Origin of the sequence: Paraburkholderia sp. GAS333 (assembly GCF_050435665.1) — a bacterium.
Classification (GTDB): domain Bacteria; phylum Pseudomonadota; class Gammaproteobacteria; order Burkholderiales; family Burkholderiaceae; genus Paraburkholderia; species Paraburkholderia fungorum_A.
On record NZ_JBNDKS010000003.1, the window covers coordinates 860,773 to 876,662 of the forward strand.

The 15,890-nt window shown below is 61.4% G+C and carries 15 protein-coding genes; 9 read left to right on the forward strand and 6 right to left on the reverse strand.

Annotation, left to right across the window (positions count from 1 at the left end):
- Positions 1-347: 347 nt before the first annotated feature.
- Entirely contained in the window at positions 348-1,259 is a 912-nt protein-coding gene (locus ABH945_RS19575) for a LysR substrate-binding domain-containing protein (protein WP_429251610.1), read from the reverse strand.
- 349 nt (positions 1,260-1,608) lie between these two features.
- On the opposite strand from ABH945_RS19575, the gene ABH945_RS19580 reads away from it, so the two are divergent.
- Positions 1,609-3,114 carry an MFS transporter gene (locus tag ABH945_RS19580; RefSeq protein ID WP_429251921.1) on the forward strand — a complete coding sequence of 502 codons (1,506 nt, stop codon included), beginning with the start codon at positions 1,609-1,611 and terminating at the stop codon, positions 3,112-3,114.
- A 97-nt stretch (positions 3,115-3,211) separates the two neighbouring features.
- Here ABH945_RS19580 and ABH945_RS19585 read toward each other — a convergent pair whose 3' ends face one another.
- Positions 3,212-3,883 carry an RNA polymerase factor sigma-70 gene (locus ABH945_RS19585; RefSeq protein ID WP_429251611.1) on the reverse strand — a complete coding sequence of 224 codons (672 nt, stop codon included), beginning with the start codon at positions 3,881-3,883 and terminating at the stop codon, positions 3,212-3,214.
- 480 nt (positions 3,884-4,363) lie between these two features.
- On the opposite strand from ABH945_RS19585, the gene ABH945_RS19590 reads away from it, so the two are divergent.
- Positions 4,364-4,672 carry a putative quinol monooxygenase gene (locus ABH945_RS19590; RefSeq protein WP_429251612.1) on the forward strand — a complete coding sequence of 103 codons (309 nt, stop codon included), beginning with the start codon at positions 4,364-4,366 and terminating at the stop codon, positions 4,670-4,672.
- Positions 4,672-5,832 carry an iron-containing alcohol dehydrogenase gene (locus tag ABH945_RS19595; protein WP_429251922.1) on the forward strand — a complete coding sequence of 387 codons (1,161 nt, stop codon included), beginning with the start codon at positions 4,672-4,674 and terminating at the stop codon, positions 5,830-5,832. The genes ABH945_RS19590 and ABH945_RS19595 overlap by 1 nt, the downstream gene beginning before the upstream one ends.
- A 357-nt stretch (positions 5,833-6,189) precedes the next feature.
- Here the strand turns inward: ABH945_RS19595 and ABH945_RS19600 are convergent, their stop codons facing one another.
- Positions 6,190-6,966 carry a hypothetical protein gene (locus tag ABH945_RS19600; RefSeq protein WP_429251613.1) on the reverse strand — a complete coding sequence of 259 codons (777 nt, stop codon included), beginning with the start codon at positions 6,964-6,966 and terminating at the stop codon, positions 6,190-6,192.
- Between ABH945_RS19600 and ABH945_RS19605 the strand changes: the two genes are divergently transcribed.
- A complete protein-coding gene (locus tag ABH945_RS19605) occupies positions 6,878-8,017 on the forward strand; it encodes a collagen-like triple helix repeat-containing protein (protein WP_429251614.1) in 1,140 nt (379 codons plus the stop codon). The two genes, ABH945_RS19600 and ABH945_RS19605, sit on opposite strands and share 89 nt — an antisense overlap.
- Positions 8,018-8,107: 90 nt before the next feature.
- Positions 8,108-9,373: an isoprenylcysteine carboxylmethyltransferase family protein gene (locus tag ABH945_RS19610; protein WP_074770516.1), complete on the forward strand. Its 1,266-nt coding sequence runs from the start codon at positions 8,108-8,110 to the stop codon at positions 9,371-9,373.
- A 174-nt stretch (positions 9,374-9,547) separates the two neighbouring features.
- On the opposite strand, the gene ABH945_RS19615 is transcribed toward ABH945_RS19610, so the two are convergent.
- Positions 9,548-10,411, reverse strand: a complete 864-nt coding sequence (locus ABH945_RS19615) for an EAL domain-containing protein (protein WP_429251615.1) — start codon at positions 10,409-10,411, stop codon at positions 9,548-9,550.
- Positions 10,412-10,812: 401 nt separating this feature from the next.
- Here ABH945_RS19615 and ABH945_RS19620 point away from each other — a divergent pair, with 401 nt between their 5' ends.
- Entirely contained in the window at positions 10,813-11,091 is a 279-nt protein-coding gene (locus tag ABH945_RS19620; RefSeq protein ID WP_143026377.1) for a transposase, read from the forward strand.
- Between the two features lie 326 nt (positions 11,092-11,417).
- A complete protein-coding gene (locus ABH945_RS19625) occupies positions 11,418-11,735 on the forward strand; it encodes a DUF4148 domain-containing protein (RefSeq protein WP_074770518.1) in 318 nt (105 codons plus the stop codon).
- Between the two features lie 347 nt (positions 11,736-12,082).
- On the opposite strand, the gene ABH945_RS19630 is transcribed toward ABH945_RS19625, so the two are convergent.
- Both ABH945_RS19630 and ABH945_RS19635 read right to left on the reverse strand, forming a co-directional pair.
- On the reverse strand, positions 12,083-12,331 hold the full coding sequence (locus tag ABH945_RS19630) for a hypothetical protein (protein ID WP_429251616.1): 249 nt from the start codon (positions 12,329-12,331) through the stop codon (positions 12,083-12,085).
- A gap of 268 nt (positions 12,332-12,599) precedes the next feature.
- A complete protein-coding gene (locus tag ABH945_RS19635) occupies positions 12,600-13,646 on the reverse strand; it encodes a phytoene/squalene synthase family protein (protein ID WP_429251617.1) in 1,047 nt (348 codons plus the stop codon).
- 370 nt (positions 13,647-14,016) lie between these two features.
- Here ABH945_RS19635 and ABH945_RS19640 point away from each other — a divergent pair, with 370 nt between their 5' ends.
- Positions 14,017-15,522: an RAD55 family ATPase gene (locus ABH945_RS19640; RefSeq protein WP_429251618.1), complete on the forward strand. Its 1,506-nt coding sequence runs from the start codon at positions 14,017-14,019 to the stop codon at positions 15,520-15,522.
- A 6-nt stretch (positions 15,523-15,528) separates the two neighbouring features.
- A complete protein-coding gene (locus ABH945_RS19645) occupies positions 15,529-15,879 on the forward strand; it encodes a response regulator (protein WP_074770522.1) in 351 nt (116 codons plus the stop codon).
- Positions 15,880-15,890 lie beyond the last annotated feature (11 nt).

Consider the following 15,890-nt stretch of genomic DNA (forward strand, 5'->3'; position numbering starts at 1 on the left):
ACGGAACATACAACCCGGCGAAACGTAGCAAAAACGCAGCAAAAACGCCGCGCGACCCACGGCACCACTTTTTACGGCCAGACCGTGAGTATATGCGTGTTTTCCTCTATTCGCTGCTAAACAAACATATCCGCGAAACGCGCTGGATGGGGTCGAGCCCCGCCAGATAAGGCTTACAGCGAAATACACCCTCTTTTAAGACTTGTGTCTTATAGATGACTTGAAGCAACATTCCGGTGCTGCGGTGCCGCATATTTAGCTTGATTGCGCTAAATATTTTTCTATTCGAGTTAGTCCACCCCCATACCCCGAAGTAGCACGCTGCCTGCGGCGCAGGCAAATCCGTGTCAGACCGCCGTTCCAAGCATCGCGGGAATCTCGGCGACCAGCGCGTCGATCGCGCAGCGCGTCTTCAGCGCGAGGTAGCGGCTCGCCGGCCACACCGCGTGAATGTCCTGCGACGGCCGGAAACAGTTGTCCATCACCGTCACGAGTTCGCCGCGTTTTGCGTGGCGCGCGAGCAGCCAGCTCGGCAGCCACGCGAGCCCGAACCCGGCAAGCGCGGCGTCCACGATGCCCTGCATGTCGTCGAAACCCAGTTGCGGCTGGACTTGCGCGCGACGAATCTGCCCGTCGGTATCGACCACGTCCCACGGTTGGGCCGTTCCGGCGCGCAAGTACGCGATCACCGCGTGTCCGCGCAATTCGTCGACGTTACGCGGCGTGCCGTGCCGCGCCAGATACGCGGGCGACGCGCCGATGCTCGCGTGCTGCATGCCGAGCTTGCGGGCCGCGAGGCTCGCGCTGTCGGCGAGCGGCCCGACACGCACGGCCAGATCGAAACCTTCTTCGATCACATCGACAAAGCGGTCGGTAATCGAAATGTCGATCTTCAATTGCGGATGTTTGCGCGCGAGTCCGAGCAGCACCGGCGCGACGCAATGATGACCAAAGGCCTGCGGCACGCTGACCCGCAAGCGCCCTCGGGGCTCGCGCCGCCCCGAATCGAGATCGGCTTCGGCGGCTTCGAGTTCGGCCAGCGCGCGCACGCAGCGATCGTAATAAGCCTGACCGTCTTCGGTGAGGCTCTGGCTGCGCGTCGTGCGGTTCAGCAGACGCACGCCGAGCCGCTTTTCGAGCCGCACGATCACCTTGCCGACCGCCGAACGCGTCAGGTTCATGCGTTCAGCCGCCAGCGCAAAGCTGCCGGTTTCGACGACGCGAACGAAGGTCGTCACTCCATCAAGGATGTCGCTCATATTTCTCGCCAGATTTCTGCTTTATTGGTTCCTCATGAGACGCATTAACAGGATTTACATGCGCCAATGGGGAGTTTGATTCCCTCTATATTACTCATTCACGAATGGCCAAGGCCATCGACCATTGAGGTGAGAATCCATGTCCAGTCATCTGAACGCGCCGCCGCGGCGTGACGAACCCGCCCGTCAGGCAACCGACCCGGCAGCGTCGAAAATGCCGCCAGCGCGCGGCCCGGCAACAACCCGGAACGAGCAACAGGACGCCGCAGACAACGTCGGTCCGTCGACGCACGTGTTCGGCCTTCACCGCAACCTCCTCGCACTCGGCGCGATCTGCCTTGCGTCGCTGATGTTCGGCCTCGAAATCTCCAGCGTGCCGGTGATTCTCCCGACGCTCGAACGCGTGCTGCACGGCGACTTCAAAGGCATGCAGTGGATCATGAACGCGTACACGCTCGCCGTGACGACCGTCCTGATGGCAACCGGCACGCTCGCGGACCGGTTCGGCCGCCGCAAGATTTTCGTGATCGGCATTGCGTTGTTTGGCGTGACGTCGCTGATCTGCGGCCTCGCGCAAAGCGTGCCGACGCTGATCGCCGCGCGCCTGCTGCAAGGCGCGAGCGGCGGCGCGATGCTGATCTGCCAGGTCGCCGTGCTCTCGCATCAGTTCAGCAGCGGCCCCGAACGCGCTCGCGCGTTCAGCGCGTGGGGGATCATCTTCGGCATCGGGCTGGGTTTCGGACCGATCATCGGCGCGATGATCGTCGCGGTGTCGGGCTGGCAATGGGTGTTCTGGGTACACGCGCTGCTCGCCGTCGTCACGTTGCTGCTCGTGTTCGGCGGCGTGCAGGAATCGCGCGATCCACACGCTCATACGCTCGACGTCGCGGGCATCGTCACGCTGTCGCTCGCGGTTTTCGGCCTGGTGTATTTCATCACCCAGGTGCCGGATCTCGGCTTCGCGAACCCGCGCGCGCTCGCCATTCTCGCGGCGACCGCGCTCGCGTTCGCGGCCTTTCTGTGCGCGGAGAAATTCAGCGCGCGCCCGATGTTCGATTTCTCCGTGTTCCGGATTCCGCAGTTCTCCGGCGCGTTGATGGGCTCTGCCGGGATGAACTTCAGTTTCTGGCCGTTCATGATCTATCTGCCGATCTACTTCCAGATTGGTCTCGGCTACGACAGCGTCGACGCGGGTCTCGCGCTACTCGCCTACACGCTGCCGACGCTGCTGTTCCCGCCGCTCGGCGAACGGCTGATCGTGCGATACGGTTCGGGAATCGCGATCCCTGCCGGGCTGTTGACGATCGCGGCCGGCTTCCTGTTGATGCGATACGGCAGCAGCGCGGCGCATCCGGGCGTGGTGAGCATGTTGCCCGGTTGCATCGTCGCGGGTGCGGGCCTCGGACTCACCAACACGCCCGTCACCAATGCAACGACCGCCGCCGTTCCCGCGCAGCGAGCCGGGATGGCGTCCGGCATCGACATGAGCGCGCGCATGATCACGCTCGCGATCAACATTGCGTTGATGGGCGCGATTCTGGTCGGCGGGATTCTGTTTCATCTGAAAGCGAATCTGCCGTCCACGTTCGACGCAGCGCAACTCGCCGGACTCGCGCAAAAAATTGCCGCTGGCAATGTCGGTGGAATCGGGACGGAGATGCCTGGGCTGGCGCGGATCGATCCGTCAGGAGAGATCGTGCACGCCGCGTTGATGCGTGGGTTCGGCTGGGTGATGCTGTACGGCGGGATCGGCGTCGCCGTGCTTGCAGCGTTGAGTTTTGCGATCTCAGGAGGTTCTTCCAGACGGCTGAATAAAGCGCAGCCGCAGCAGGCCGCACGCTGCGATTCCTGCTGACGCTAAGCTAAAACTGAAACTGAAGCGCCCGGCGGGCCGATTTCAGCGGCTTGCCGCGCGCTTCATTCCGCAACGGCGCCCGGCAGGCGCTCGCGCCTCACCGCCGACGCACGCGCCCTCCGCAATACTCCGGGCCGGTCACTCCGCGATTACTCGCGTCGAGACAATCGACGCAATGTCTCTCCGCGTCGCGCACCATGAAATGCACCTGCGTTTGCGACACATCGAGCGCGCGCGCCGTGTGTTCCAGCGTTTCCTCGCGCACGCGTACCATTTCGAATGCGGTGCGGCTGCGCGGCGGCAATTGCTCCAGCGCGTTGAAGACTTGCCGCAACGCGTCCCGCGCGAGGATTGCGTCTTCCGGCGATGGCGCGTGCAACTCGTTTTCTTCGGCACAACAGGTTGGCTCGTCGCAGCCCTCCTGACTCTGGCGACGGCAAACATCGATCGCCGCGTTATGCACCATGCGGGTCACGTACGCGACCGGCTGACGCACGGCGTCCTGTTGCCGGAAGTCGACAAGCTTGATGAAGACATCGTGGACCACGTCCTCGGCAAGACTTGCGCAGCCGATCAGGTCCTGAGCCAGTTGAACCAGCGCCGGACGATTGTCGATCAGCACGTCAAGCAGGGTGCCCTTCTCCCATGCCACGCCATCGGACGCACCGCGCGTGCGACGCGCCACCGACGTGCAGGCGCTCCCCGCGCTGAGAACCGGCTTCCTTGGTAATGCCGTTGAAGGCTCCTGCCGGACCAGCACCTCAGCCATGAATTCGCTCCCGCTGTTTTCAAAGGACAGAACGTCAATTTATCGTAAACGCGAATCATTCTCAAACACGAATTCAATTGGCATGGGTTTCGTGGACTTCGATCCCCTCTCGACAGGTGCCGTTGAGCGTGGCAACCGGACGGTTAGTCAGTGGCAAGTGCAGACTCTTTCGCAACCTTATTCGCGGCGCATTGGCTTGTGGCGCGAGTCAACCCGGCGCGTGGAGCAAATCGACCCGAATCTGGTACAACTGAAGGCTGTACCGAAATTGTGGATATTCCTGCATCGATTGGAGCAAGCGAGCAGGAGCGTGCCTCCGCCGACGCCACACGCGCCGCCTGCGTCGTATTCGGCAGAGCGCCCAGTTTCGACACGCATAAAAATGCAGTCGCCGCGCCCGGCCCCGCGACGACAAACCGTATGGATAACCCGGGTGCCGGACGTCCAAACGCCGGCCGGCCCGCCTTGATGGAGTGATAGATGGCTGATGCTTACCTGCAGGTGATCGCGCATTACTACGCAAAGCCCGGCAACGGCGACGCGCTCGTGGCACCGCTCACGGAACTGGCGGTGGCTACCCGCACCGAGCCCGCCAACCTGTACTACGAATTTTTCCGCTCGCCGCTCGATCCCGATCACTTCGTGATCCTGGAGGAGTACAGCGACGCCAACGGTCTCACCGCGCATCGCGAGACCGAGCATTTTCAGCGCCTGGGATTCGGCACCATCATTCCGCTGCTCGACCGGCGCGAAGTGTCGAGCCACATGGTGCCGGGAGACCCGGCATGATGAACACGTTCAGGTTTCAAACCGTTCCGACGATGGTCGTCGAGTTCGGCGCTGCTCGCCGGCTCGGCGCGTTGCTGCGCGGACAATTTCCGGCGCTCACGCGCGTCTGCGTGGTCACCGATGGTTTCCTGCACAAGAGCGGCCTGCTGAACCCGGCGCTCGCCGATCTTGCCGCGCACGGCTGGGACGCGATCGTCATCGATGACGTCATCGCCGATCCGCCCGAACACATCGTGCTCGACGCGACGTCGCGCGCGCGGCACGCCGGCGCGGAGATCGTGCTCGGCCTTGGCGGCGGATCGTCGATGGACGTCGCGAAGCTGATCGCCGTGCTCGCGCCGCAGCAACAGCAGGCGCTCAGCGAAATGTACGGCGTGAACAAGGTCAGCGTGTCGCGTCTGCCGCTCGTGCAGATGCCGACGACCGCTGGCACCGGCTCCGAAGTGACCGCCGTGTCGATTGTCACGGTCGGCGAAGCGAAGAAGATGGGTGTGGTCGCGCCGCAATTGATCGCCGATCTCGCGATTCTCGACGCGGAACTCACGCTCGGCCTGCCGGTGGCGGCGACTGCGGCGACCGGCGTCGATGCGATGGTCCATGCGATCGAGGCGTACACGTCCGCGCATCTGAAGAATCCGATTTCCGATCTGCTCGCGGTGAAAGCGCTCGATCTGCTGTCGCGCAATCTGCTGCGTGCGTGCGAGGACGGCCAGAATCGCAACGCGCGCGAAGCGATGTTGCTCGGCGCGACCTTTGCGGGCCAGGCGTTCGCCAATTCGCCGGTTGCCGCCGTGCATGCGCTGGCTTATCCGATCGGCGGCATTTATCACGTGCCGCATGGTCTTTCGAATGCGCTGGTGCTGCCGCACGTGCTGCGCTTCAACGCCGACGCGGCGGCACATCTTTACGCCGAACTCGCCGATGTGGTGGTGCCGGGCGTGACGGGCAGTGTCGAGAGCAAGACGGCGGCGCTAATTGAGCGGCTGGAACAGATGATCGCGGCAACCTCGATTCCGGCGCGGCTGCGCGATGTCGGCATCGAACGTGACGGCCTCGAACGGATGGCCGCCGATGCGATGTTGCAGACGCGGCTGCTGGTGAACAATCCCCGGCCGGTTAGCGAACAGGATGCGTTGGAGATTTATCTCGCGGCGTTTTGATCGCGGCGTTTTCATTGCAACGTTTAGTTGCCGGGTTTCGTTGCTGCGTTTCTGGATGGGAGCCGCTGACCGGGGGATGGCGGCTTTACACCGTTACGCATAACTCGAACGTTACGTAGCACGGCGTGGAACATGGCATCACCGCCACTCGCGAAAAGCGGTTTTCCACGCTGAATATTCCTTACTTTTTATTACTCTCCGAATATCTGTTTGCCGATCGATAAATCGACGCTATAAAACACGTTTGGCGTGCAATTTGCATTGATGTCCCCATCAACAGTCGTTCAACGGGGACATCATGCAAAAATTTGCCGGTCGGACAGCCATCGCGGTGGCGACATCTACGTTACTCGCGCTCTATGGCTGCGGGTCCACGCTTACGACGCCGAGTAGCGGGCTAGGTGGGAGTAATTTGTCGGGTACTTCGGGTACTTCGGGCACTTCAGGTACTTCGGGCACCTCGGGTACTTCGGGTACTTCGGGTACTTCGGGTACTTCGGGTACTTCGGGCACCTCGGGTACGTCAGGTACTTCGGGTACTTCGGGTACTTCGGGTACTTCGGGTACTTCGGGTACTTCGGGTACTTCGGGTACTTCGGGTACTTCGGGTACTTCGGGCACTTCGGGTACTTCGGGTACTTCGGGCACCTCGGGTACTTCGGGTACTTCGGGTACTTCGGGCACCTCGGGTACCTCGGGTACCTCGGGTACCTCGGGTACCTCGGGCACCTCGGGTACTTCGGGCACTTCGGGTACTTCGGGCACTTCGGGTACTTCGGGCACCTCGGGTACTTCGGGCACCTCGGGTACTTCGGGCACTTCGGGTACTTCGGGCACTTCGGGTACTTCGGGCACCTCGGGTACTTCGGGTACTTCGGGCACCTCGGGTACTTCGGGCACCTCAGGCACCTCAGGCACCTCAGGCACCTCAGGCACCTCAGGCACCTCAGGCACCTCAGGCACCTCAGGCACCTCAGGCACCTCAGGCACCTCCTCCACCCCACTCGGCAACATCCTCACCAACGCCGGCAATCTCATCACCGCCGTGGGCACCACCGTCTCCGATACCGGCACAAAGGTCACTGGCACATCGGTCCCCGGCCTCAACGGCGCGACGACGGCCAACCTCGGCACCGCCGTCACCGATCTCGGCAACGGCGTGAAAGCCTTGGGCGCAGGTACAGTCGCCGGTCTCGGCACGCTCGGCAGCTCGGCCAATCCGCTCGGACCCACGCTGACGTCCACCTCCACCGTCGTCTCGGATGCCGGCTCTGCGGTCAAGGCCGTCGGCGGCGTCGTGACGAGCCTCGGCAGCGGCCCCCTCGCCCCGCTCGCACCGGTGACATCGACCTTGGGCAGCGTCGTCGGCGGAGTCGGCTCGGGTGTCATCGCGGTCGGCTCGGGGCTGAACAAAGCGCTCTCCAGCGGCTCCGTTCAGCAGATCGAGACGCAACTCAGTTCGGCGATCAACCCGATTACCCTCACCGTCTCCAATACGACGCAAACGATCGGTAACGCCACCGGACTGGGCGCGCCGCTCAACAACCTGCTCGGCACGCTCGGCAACGGACTCAGTTCGGCTGGCGCGAAGGTGTCCGGCGCGACCGGTAATCAGCTCGGCAAGGATGTCGGGGGAATCGTGAGCCAGTTGGGGAATACGGTCACCAGCACGGGCGGCCTGCTCACCGGCGCGACGACCAACCCGCTCGCGCCGCTCACGGGCGTACTCGGCGGACTGGGCGGCACCGGCAGCGGCAGCGGCGGCGCGATCTCGATTCCGCCGTTGACCGGCCTGCTCGGCAATCTCGGCTCGCTCGGCGGGACGGGTGGCACCGGTAGCACCGGCGGGACGACCGGCCTCGGCGGCCTGCTCAGCCCGATCACGGGCCTGCTCGGCAAGGGCGGCGCCACAGGCACGACCAACCCGCTCGCGCCGGTCGTCAATCTGGTCGGCTCGCTGACGGTGACCGTCACCGGCGGTATCAGCGCAACCGCAGGCAGCGGCACCACGACGACCACGACGCAAAACGGCTCGACGTCCAATCCGCTGACCACGCTCATCAGCGGCCTCACGGGTGGCACCGCGAGCGGCACCGGCAACACGTCGACCAGCAAGAACCCGCTCGCGCCGGTGACGAACCTGGTCGGCGGATTGCTCGGCGGCGTCACGGCAGCGGGCAAATAGGCATCACATCAAAGCGTTACTTCGATAAAGCGGCCGGGCGTCAAAAAATCAACAGCCCGGCCGCCTCAGTGTCATGACTACGAGGATGACATGAACTCCACTTTCGAAACCGTCGCGCCCATCCACGATCCGCGGCCGCGTTCGGCCACGCCGTTTCCGGTCGGCCTGCTCGGCATCGCAGCCGGCCTGCTCTCACTCTGGCTGCTGCGCGACACGCCTGCACTGAACGGTGCGACTCGCGGCACGATCGCCAGTCTCGCGATCATCGCGACCATCGCCGCCTATGAGCTTTTTGTCGCGCGCGTCTATCTGCGCCCGAGCGCCGGGCTCGCGAGCACCGCGCTGCGCCCGCTGAGCATTGCGCGCGTCGGTTTGCGGCTGGGCGCACTGGCTTCGATCTATGCCGGCATCGGCCTGCTCTACTGGCTATTGCCCGAATATCACGGCGCGTTCTACGACCCGTTCTGGTCGCTGATCCGCACGCTTGCACCGTACGTCGCCGTCGCCGCGCCGTTTTACTTTGCGTGGATGGACCGGCGTCAGCGGGAGACCGACGACGCGTATCTCGTATGGGCGCGCCTGCTGTTTCGCGGAGAGCGCCCGTCGAACTGGAAGCCGGTGCGCGAAATGCTGGCGGGCTGGATGGTGAAGGCGTTCTTTCTGCCGCTGATGACCGTCTACCTGTCGACCAACGCGGATCATCTCAATGCATCGCTGACAACCGCGCTCGACGCGCCGTTCTCGCTCGCGTCGTTCCGCTTCATGTACGACCTGTCGTTTGCAATGGACCTGATGTTCGGCACCGTCGGCTATCTATGCACCTTTCGTATTCTCGACAGCCACGTACGCAGCGCGGAGCCGACCACGCTCGGCTGGCTGGTTGCGCTTATCTGTTATCAGCCGTTCTGGTCGCTGATTTCAAACCAGTACATTCACTACGAAGGCTCGGTGTTCTGGGACAACTGGCTGATCTCGCTGCCGCTCGTGCGGATCGCGTGGGGCGCGGTGATCGTCGCGCTGCTGCTGTGCTATGCGCTCGCCACGATCTCGTTCGGCTTGCGGTTTTCCAACCTGACCAATCGCGGGATTATTACTTCGGGACCCTATCGATTTACGAAGCACCCGGCGTATATCACGAAGAATCTGGCGTACTGGATGATCTCGGTGCCGTTCATCGAACCATTGGGATGGAAGGTGGCGATCATGCATTGCGCGTCGCTGGTGGCGGTGAATCTGCTGTATCTGGTGCGCGCGAAAACCGAGGAAAAGCACTTGATGAACGACCCGGACTATCGCGCGTACGCAGAGTGGATTGCGCGTAATGGGTTGATAGCGAAGCTGTCGCGCGTCTTTTGAGCAGCACGCGGGCTTATCGAATGATGTAGCCCGATTCAACGCCCGCGTTATTTTCCTGCGCCTGCAAACAGCGATTCGCATTCGACTGCGGTACACCTGAAAACAAAAAGCTCGATGCAGAGGAATGCATCGAGCTACCACGCCTCCAGGCGACGTTACGTAACGGACTATGGCTTACGCCACCGCCTTCCTCAACCCCGCCTGCGGACGCGAAAACACAAATCCCTGCGCCAGCGCATCGGGCCACTTGCTCAACCACTGCAACTGTTCCTTCGTATCCACACCGTCGACCACTACCCGCATTCCCAGCGAATGCAGCAGGTCCAGCAACGATGCCATCACCGCACACGCGCGCTTGTCGCGCGGCACCGCGCTCATCAATTCGCGCGCAATCGTGATGGTGTCCACATCGAGCGCGCCCAGCAGCGCCAGCGACGACGCCCCACTCCCCCACTTGCCCAGCGACAAACCGACGCCCGCATCGCGAAGACCCTCGGTCAGCGTGCGCAAGGTCAGCAATTTTGCCGCTTCAGCGCTATCGGTCACTTCAATTTCAAACAGATCGAGCGGTACGCCGTAAGACTCAGCCACGCGCGCGAGATCGTCGGCGAACGAATCGAGCAACGCGATTTGCGCGGGCACTGTGATCGCAACCGGCTGCATCGGCAGGTTTGCGTCGAGGCATGCACGCAATTCACGGCATACGCTATCGACGACGAAAGCCGCCATTTCACGCGCAACTTGCGGGTTCTCAAGCGGCATATTGACGATGCCGGGAAGCAGCAGCCCATAGTCGGGATGCGCCCAGCGAACCTGCGCTTCGAGCCGTGCCAGTGCGCCATCATTCGTACGATAAGCACCTTGAAACACGAGATGAAATTCGCCTGCGCGCAAGCCGTCGCATACCCGGCTTTCGAGTTCGCTGAGTCCCATCGACGGATCGCTGGAGATTTGTGGATCGTTGGCAACGCTTTCGACGGTCGGCATGATGAACGAGCGTGCGAGCGAGACGTGTCTGGAATAGTCGAGGGTGTGCATGGCAAATGGCGATTTCTTTTAACCCGGCCAACCTACGCACATGTCGTGCCAGTCGGCGCAATTTAGCCACGGAGCGCACGCTTAATTCGCTGAAAGTGCCGTCTACATTGCGGTTCACGACTTATTCGCGAATCGGTTGCTGCGTTACCCTTTCTCGCCAAACGTTTGCGTTTCGCTCACGTTACGTAGCTCCACGCCGTGACGTAACGGAACATCTCAAAGTTGAGACGGGAACGCTCACTGTTACCCAAAAAACGCGCCATATCGCACAGGATTTTTTACCTGATAACGCCGCACAATTGCATTTGACCGCTTAAAAAAGATTGACTAGTATCCGCAAAACGCAGCAACAACGACTGCAAATTTCTTCAATAGTCACCAAAACAGTCACGATTCAGCCAATGCTAGAAATTCCTCTCTCCGACACTGACTGGGCTCGCGTTGAAGGCCTTTTTCCCGAATTACCGTCCACTCGCGGACGACCTCGACGTAGCAATCGTGAGATTCTCAACGCGATACTTTGGGTGCAACAACAAAAGGAAAAATGGCATCGGCTTCCCGCAACATTCCCGCCGCAACAAACCTGCTACTTGCGGTATACCGAATGGAAAAAGACCGGTGTTTTAGAACGGGTAAATGAACTTCTCTTCGCTGTGGAACCTGAATTATCCGGCTGCTGATTCAACTCGAATCGCTCCGCTTGCCGCATGAACGCGTAAACGTCCGACGGCATGCGGAGCAGACAGAATGCTTAGCGATCCTTTTCTATTCGAACGACCACCTGACAAAACTGCTGCACCGCAAATGCCGGCGATAAATTCGCTACGGCCCTGAATTTCCCCAAGCGCCCGCTTTTTCTCACCCAGCGCCTTTGTCTCAAATTTAACAACAAACCTTCCCTGAATAGGTCATTACTCTCTCCAGTTTGCAAAACTACAATGCAATCACTGACTACGAACAACAACGTTCGCAGCAAGACAAAAAATCGAACTGGAGGTAGTTCAAAATGAAATCGCTTCTTCAAGCTGTTGTTATCGCTGCCGTGCTGGCCGCTCCTGTTGCATCGTTCGCTCAATCGAACCAGCCGGTGACCCGCGCACAAGTTCGCGCAGAACTGGTTCAACTCGAGAAAGCCGGTTATCACCCGGGCATTTCCAGCCCGCATTACCCCGCTGACATTCAAGCAGCGCAAGCTCGTGTGAACGTTCAGAACGGTACTGCACAAGCAGCCGAAAGCGGCTTCGGCGGTGTGGCAAGTGGTTCGTCGCAATCCGGCCATGCCGTTCAGGCGAACGGTCAGAAGTCGATTTACTTCGGCCAGTAAATAGTCGCGAAAGCTAATTGCACTGCAACTAGCGTTCAAGCGGTAAGAACCGCAAGCACGAAGCGCCGGAAGTGAAGCGCGAATGTGCATCTCAGCGCGTCGACAGACGCGCGACCAGACATAAAACAAACTGGCCCGCGACCGGGTTTCTCCGATCGCGGGCCAGTTGTGTATTGCTTACCTCCGTCATCGGCTACCGATGACTTCGCCCGGGCCTTCGCGGTCCGGGCGCTTTTTCACAGCGCTCGTTAGCGCCGGATAATTTTTTTCGGCCCTGATTTGCAGCCCTGATAATCCTGCTCGCGGCGCTCTACTGCGGCGCCCTTGTTAGCGAGCCCGTCACCGCGTCAGTCGCGCGCGACCAGTTGGCCCACCTGACCACGGCCTGTGACAAGGCAGTTCGACAGGAAATTTTCTCCTTGACTGCTGGCCCCGACGTCCCCAAAACCTTTCTTCAACGCGTCCGACTTCACCATCTTCGCGCCCTGGTGGCAGGTTATCGTCCCTACTTCGCCAGCCTGCGCGCGCATCAAGGCTCGATCAGCCATCAGATAACCGAGCAACAGCACAACGGCAATATTGAACGCTTGTCTCATGGTTCGCCTCCTCTTTAGAAGAGACTAACGCGAACCGGAGATGCCTGGTCCTAGGGGTTTCCCGATTAATAGTTAGGCAGTGATGCGGATCAAATCGCCTCAAGTGCGGCGCGATTCGCTCTGCGACGTATGGATCAGGTTTTACCCGTAGTACGCCGAAATCGATACGAATCTGCTTGCACGTGCATCGTTTTCTGCCCGAACAGCCAATTTCGATACACAGCGCGAGTCATTAAAACAGCGCGCGCCTCAGTGCTCAAAACCACGCTTAAAAGCGCGCTTCGATCTGCGCGATCTTCTTCTCGATCGCGCTGCGCACCACTGCATTCGACGGCACCATCAGCAGTGACGCCCCGATAATTCCATACACGCGATTGCGCCGTACCTTCGACACTTTCTGCGGATCGAGCCACGCGTCGTTATCCACGAGCAGCAAAAGCGTTTCAAGACCAATCAGAATCGGCCACAAACAGGCGAGCCGCAAGCGGATGGAAAACGCCGGAATCGCCAGCGTATAGTCCAGCGCTTCGCGGAAATGATCGAGTGTTTTGCGCAAAAGTTCGACCATCAGCGGCCGCGCGCGCATCGAGTTTGCGGGCAGCAACAGATCCTGCGCGCTCAGGCCGGCCCGATCCAGCATGCTCTGCGGCAGATAGCAGCGGCCGATCCGCAGGTCCTTGCCGCAATCCCGCAGCACGTTGGTCATCTGCAGCGCCTTGCCAAAACGCACCCCTCGACGCGACATCGTGTCGGGTACTTCTTTCAACGTTCCCGGCAGATGCGCGTAAGTCATCGTGGTCCAGAACTCGCCGACGCAGCCCGCGACCAGATACGTGTACCGATCCAGTTCGTCGTACTCGTGCAGCGCGGCGATCTGGCCGGAGCGCTCATCGGGGAAAGTGCGCAGATCGAACTCCATGCCTTCGGTCAGCGTCGACACGATTTCCCGCACTGCCTGGCGATCCGTTTCGCTCAGCTGCATCAACACGTCAAGCGCGGGTCCGAGCGATTCGAGCAGGACTTTCTCGTCCGACTGATTCTGCTGACCCGCCACTTCGGCGGCCATGCGTTGAAACAGCGCGTCGTCGTCCGTCGCGCCGTTCACCCGATCGCGCAGCGACAACAGCAACGCGAGACGTTGTTCGGGCGGGATCAGCGAGGTATCGGCGATCGTGTCGGCCGCGCGCGCGAGCAGGTATGCGAGGCCGATCGGGTCGCGCATGCCCGCGGGCAATACGCGCAGCGTGAGATAGAAGGAGCGTGAAACGCCTTTCAGGAGCGGGCCGAGAAGGAAGGCCCGGGTCGGATTCGGCATGGAATGGTTCAGGTCGATGTTAGGCAGGAGCCAGCACAAAAATGGCTCGAAATCAGGCGCAGCCGAATTGTATACGGCGAAACGTTTTCACCCCACGATGACAACCAGTCCGCGCTGCCTCCCGTCGGCCGGGTTTCAACGCGTCGCGCGCCGCCGCTGATTCAAGCGCCAGCCCAGCCCTGCACGATCACGCCCGCCAACGCCGCCGGATCGCCAAGCGCCGTCTGCCCGGATAAAATCTCCCGCATCCGGTCACGGCGAGCGCCGCCGCTCCATCGCGGGAACGCCAATTGCTATCGTAGTTTGTTTTAGCACCAGACGGCTTGGGGCCAGGCCGTCGTTTTCCGGCACTTTGAATGACATATCTACAATGACGAACCACGAATCCCAGACGTCTTCCCGGCCTGGCGCGATGCGGTCTGACGCGGCGCGCTCCAACGTGGAGACGGGTGTACCTGGTTTCGACGAGATCCTGGGCGGAGGGCTGGTGCGCGGCGGCGTCTATCTGCTCGAAGGGATGGCCGGCGCGGGCAAGACAATCCTGTCGAGCCAGATCGGTTTTCATCGTGTAAGCCAGGGCGAGAAGGTGCTGTACATGACCTTGATCGCGGAATCGCACGACAAGCTGCTGGGGCATCTGAAAGGCCTCAGCTTCTTCGACGAGAAAGCGGTCGCGCAGCAAATGCTGTTCGTGTCCGGCTATCACGAGCTGATGCAGGACGGTCTCGACGGCTTCCTGAAGCTGATCGCGTCAAGCATTTACGACTACCGCCCGAGCCTGATGATCATCGACGGCTTTCGCAGCGCGCGCGAATTCAGCGAAACCGAACTGTCGCTATCGAAGTTCATCCACGAGTTGAATGCGCTGGTCGCCGCGATGGATTGCACCACGCTGCTGCTCGCGCCGCTCTCCGGCAACGAGCCGCATCCCGAACACACGCTCGTCGACGGCCTGATCGAGCTGAACCGTTACAACGACGGCATGCGCCGCGCCCGCGAGATCGAAGTGCACAAGATGCGCGCGCGCAACCATCTGATGGGCAAGCATTTTTTCCGCATCGCCGAAACCGGCCTGCTGATGTTCCCGCGCCTCGAAGCGCAAGGCGCGGTGCCGCAAGGTCCGGTCGATCTGAAAACGCGTCTGGGCTTCGGCCTGCCGCATCTCGACAATCTGCTGGGCGGCGGTTTTGCGCAAGGATCGACGACTACGTTGATCGGGCCGTCCGGTGTCGGCAAAACCCTGCTCTGCCTGCAATTTCTCGCGGCGGGCGTGGCGCGCGGCGAGCGCTGCCTGTACCTCGGTTTTTACGAAGGACTGCAGCGGCTGATCGGCAAAGCGGAAGCGGTCTCGATCGGTTTGACCGATGCTTACGAGGACGGCCGCCTCGTCATCCAATGGCAGCCGGCGATCGAACTGGCTGTCGACGAACTCGCGGCTACCGCGCTCGCCACGGTCAAGCGCATCGGCGCGTCGCGGATCGTGATCGACGGCGTGGAAGGTTTTCGCGACTCCGCGTTGCGCACCGAGCGTTTCGGCCTGTTCCTGAACGCGCTGCTGCACCAGTTGCGCGAGGCTGCCGTCACCACGTTGCTAACCGAAGAGTTGCCGCTTTACGCCGACCCCGGCCATGCGAAGAGCGTGCGGGTTTCCGCGTTGACCGAAAACCTCGTGTTGCTGCGCTATGCCGAATCGGATGCGGGTTTGCGGCGGATGATCTCCGTCGTCAAGCAACGCGAAAGTGCTCACGACACCTCGCTGCGGGAGCTGGTGATTTCGTCCGACGGTCTCGACGTGATCGAAGGTCCGGGCAGCGCTGCCGGTACGCATCTGGCGCTGGGCCTGTCGGCCACGCTGCCGGCGCGACGGACGACGTAGCCCCTCATGAAAACCATTCTGGTTGTGGACGACGAGTTCGACATACTCACCGTATGGCGGCTGCTGCTGGAGCGGCACGGCTATACGGTGCTGACGGCGTCGAACGGGGCCGCCGCGCTTGAACAGATACGCAAGACCCGGCCCGACGTCATCGTGTCGGATTGCATGATGCCGATCATGTCGGGGCTGCAACTGTGCGCTGCGCTGTACGCCGATCCCGATCTGCGCGCCATTCCGATCATCCTGTGCAGCGCGGCTTCGGACATTCCCGTGCAGCCGAATCCTCATATCGCTTACGCGCGCAAGCCGCTTTCATTCGACGAACTGCTCGCCATGCTTCAGCGCATGGAAGCTTGACGAAGCACGCG

What these genes read in the sequence shown, in the direction of transcription:
- ABH945_RS19575 (WP_429251610.1), bottom strand. Translation starts at nt 1,259, where the DNA reads ATGAGCGACATCCTTGATGGAGTGACGACCTTCGTTCGCGTCGTCGAA.
- ABH945_RS19580 (WP_429251921.1), top strand. Translation starts at nt 1,609, where the DNA reads ATGTTCGGCCTCGAAATCTCCAGCGTGCCGGTGATTCTCCCGACGCTC.
- ABH945_RS19585 (WP_429251611.1), bottom strand. Translation starts at nt 3,883, where the DNA reads ATGGCTGAGGTGCTGGTCCGGCAGGAGCCTTCAACGGCATTACCAAGG.
- ABH945_RS19590 (WP_429251612.1), top strand. Translation starts at nt 4,364, where the DNA reads ATGGCTGATGCTTACCTGCAGGTGATCGCGCATTACTACGCAAAGCCC.
- ABH945_RS19595 (WP_429251922.1), top strand. Translation starts at nt 4,672, where the DNA reads ATGAACACGTTCAGGTTTCAAACCGTTCCGACGATGGTCGTCGAGTTC.
- ABH945_RS19610 (WP_074770516.1), top strand. Translation starts at nt 8,108, where the DNA reads ATGAACTCCACTTTCGAAACCGTCGCGCCCATCCACGATCCGCGGCCG.
- ABH945_RS19615 (WP_429251615.1), bottom strand. Translation starts at nt 10,411, where the DNA reads ATGCACACCCTCGACTATTCCAGACACGTCTCGCTCGCACGCTCGTTC.
- ABH945_RS19620 (WP_143026377.1), top strand. Translation starts at nt 10,813, where the DNA reads ATGCTAGAAATTCCTCTCTCCGACACTGACTGGGCTCGCGTTGAAGGC.
- ABH945_RS19625 (WP_074770518.1), top strand. Translation starts at nt 11,418, where the DNA reads ATGAAATCGCTTCTTCAAGCTGTTGTTATCGCTGCCGTGCTGGCCGCT.
- ABH945_RS19630 (WP_429251616.1), bottom strand. Translation starts at nt 12,331, where the DNA reads ATGAGACAAGCGTTCAATATTGCCGTTGTGCTGTTGCTCGGTTATCTG.
- ABH945_RS19635 (WP_429251617.1), bottom strand. Translation starts at nt 13,646, where the DNA reads ATGCCGAATCCGACCCGGGCCTTCCTTCTCGGCCCGCTCCTGAAAGGC.
- ABH945_RS19640 (WP_429251618.1), top strand. Translation starts at nt 14,017, where the DNA reads ATGACGAACCACGAATCCCAGACGTCTTCCCGGCCTGGCGCGATGCGG.
- ABH945_RS19645 (WP_074770522.1), top strand. Translation starts at nt 15,529, where the DNA reads ATGAAAACCATTCTGGTTGTGGACGACGAGTTCGACATACTCACCGTA.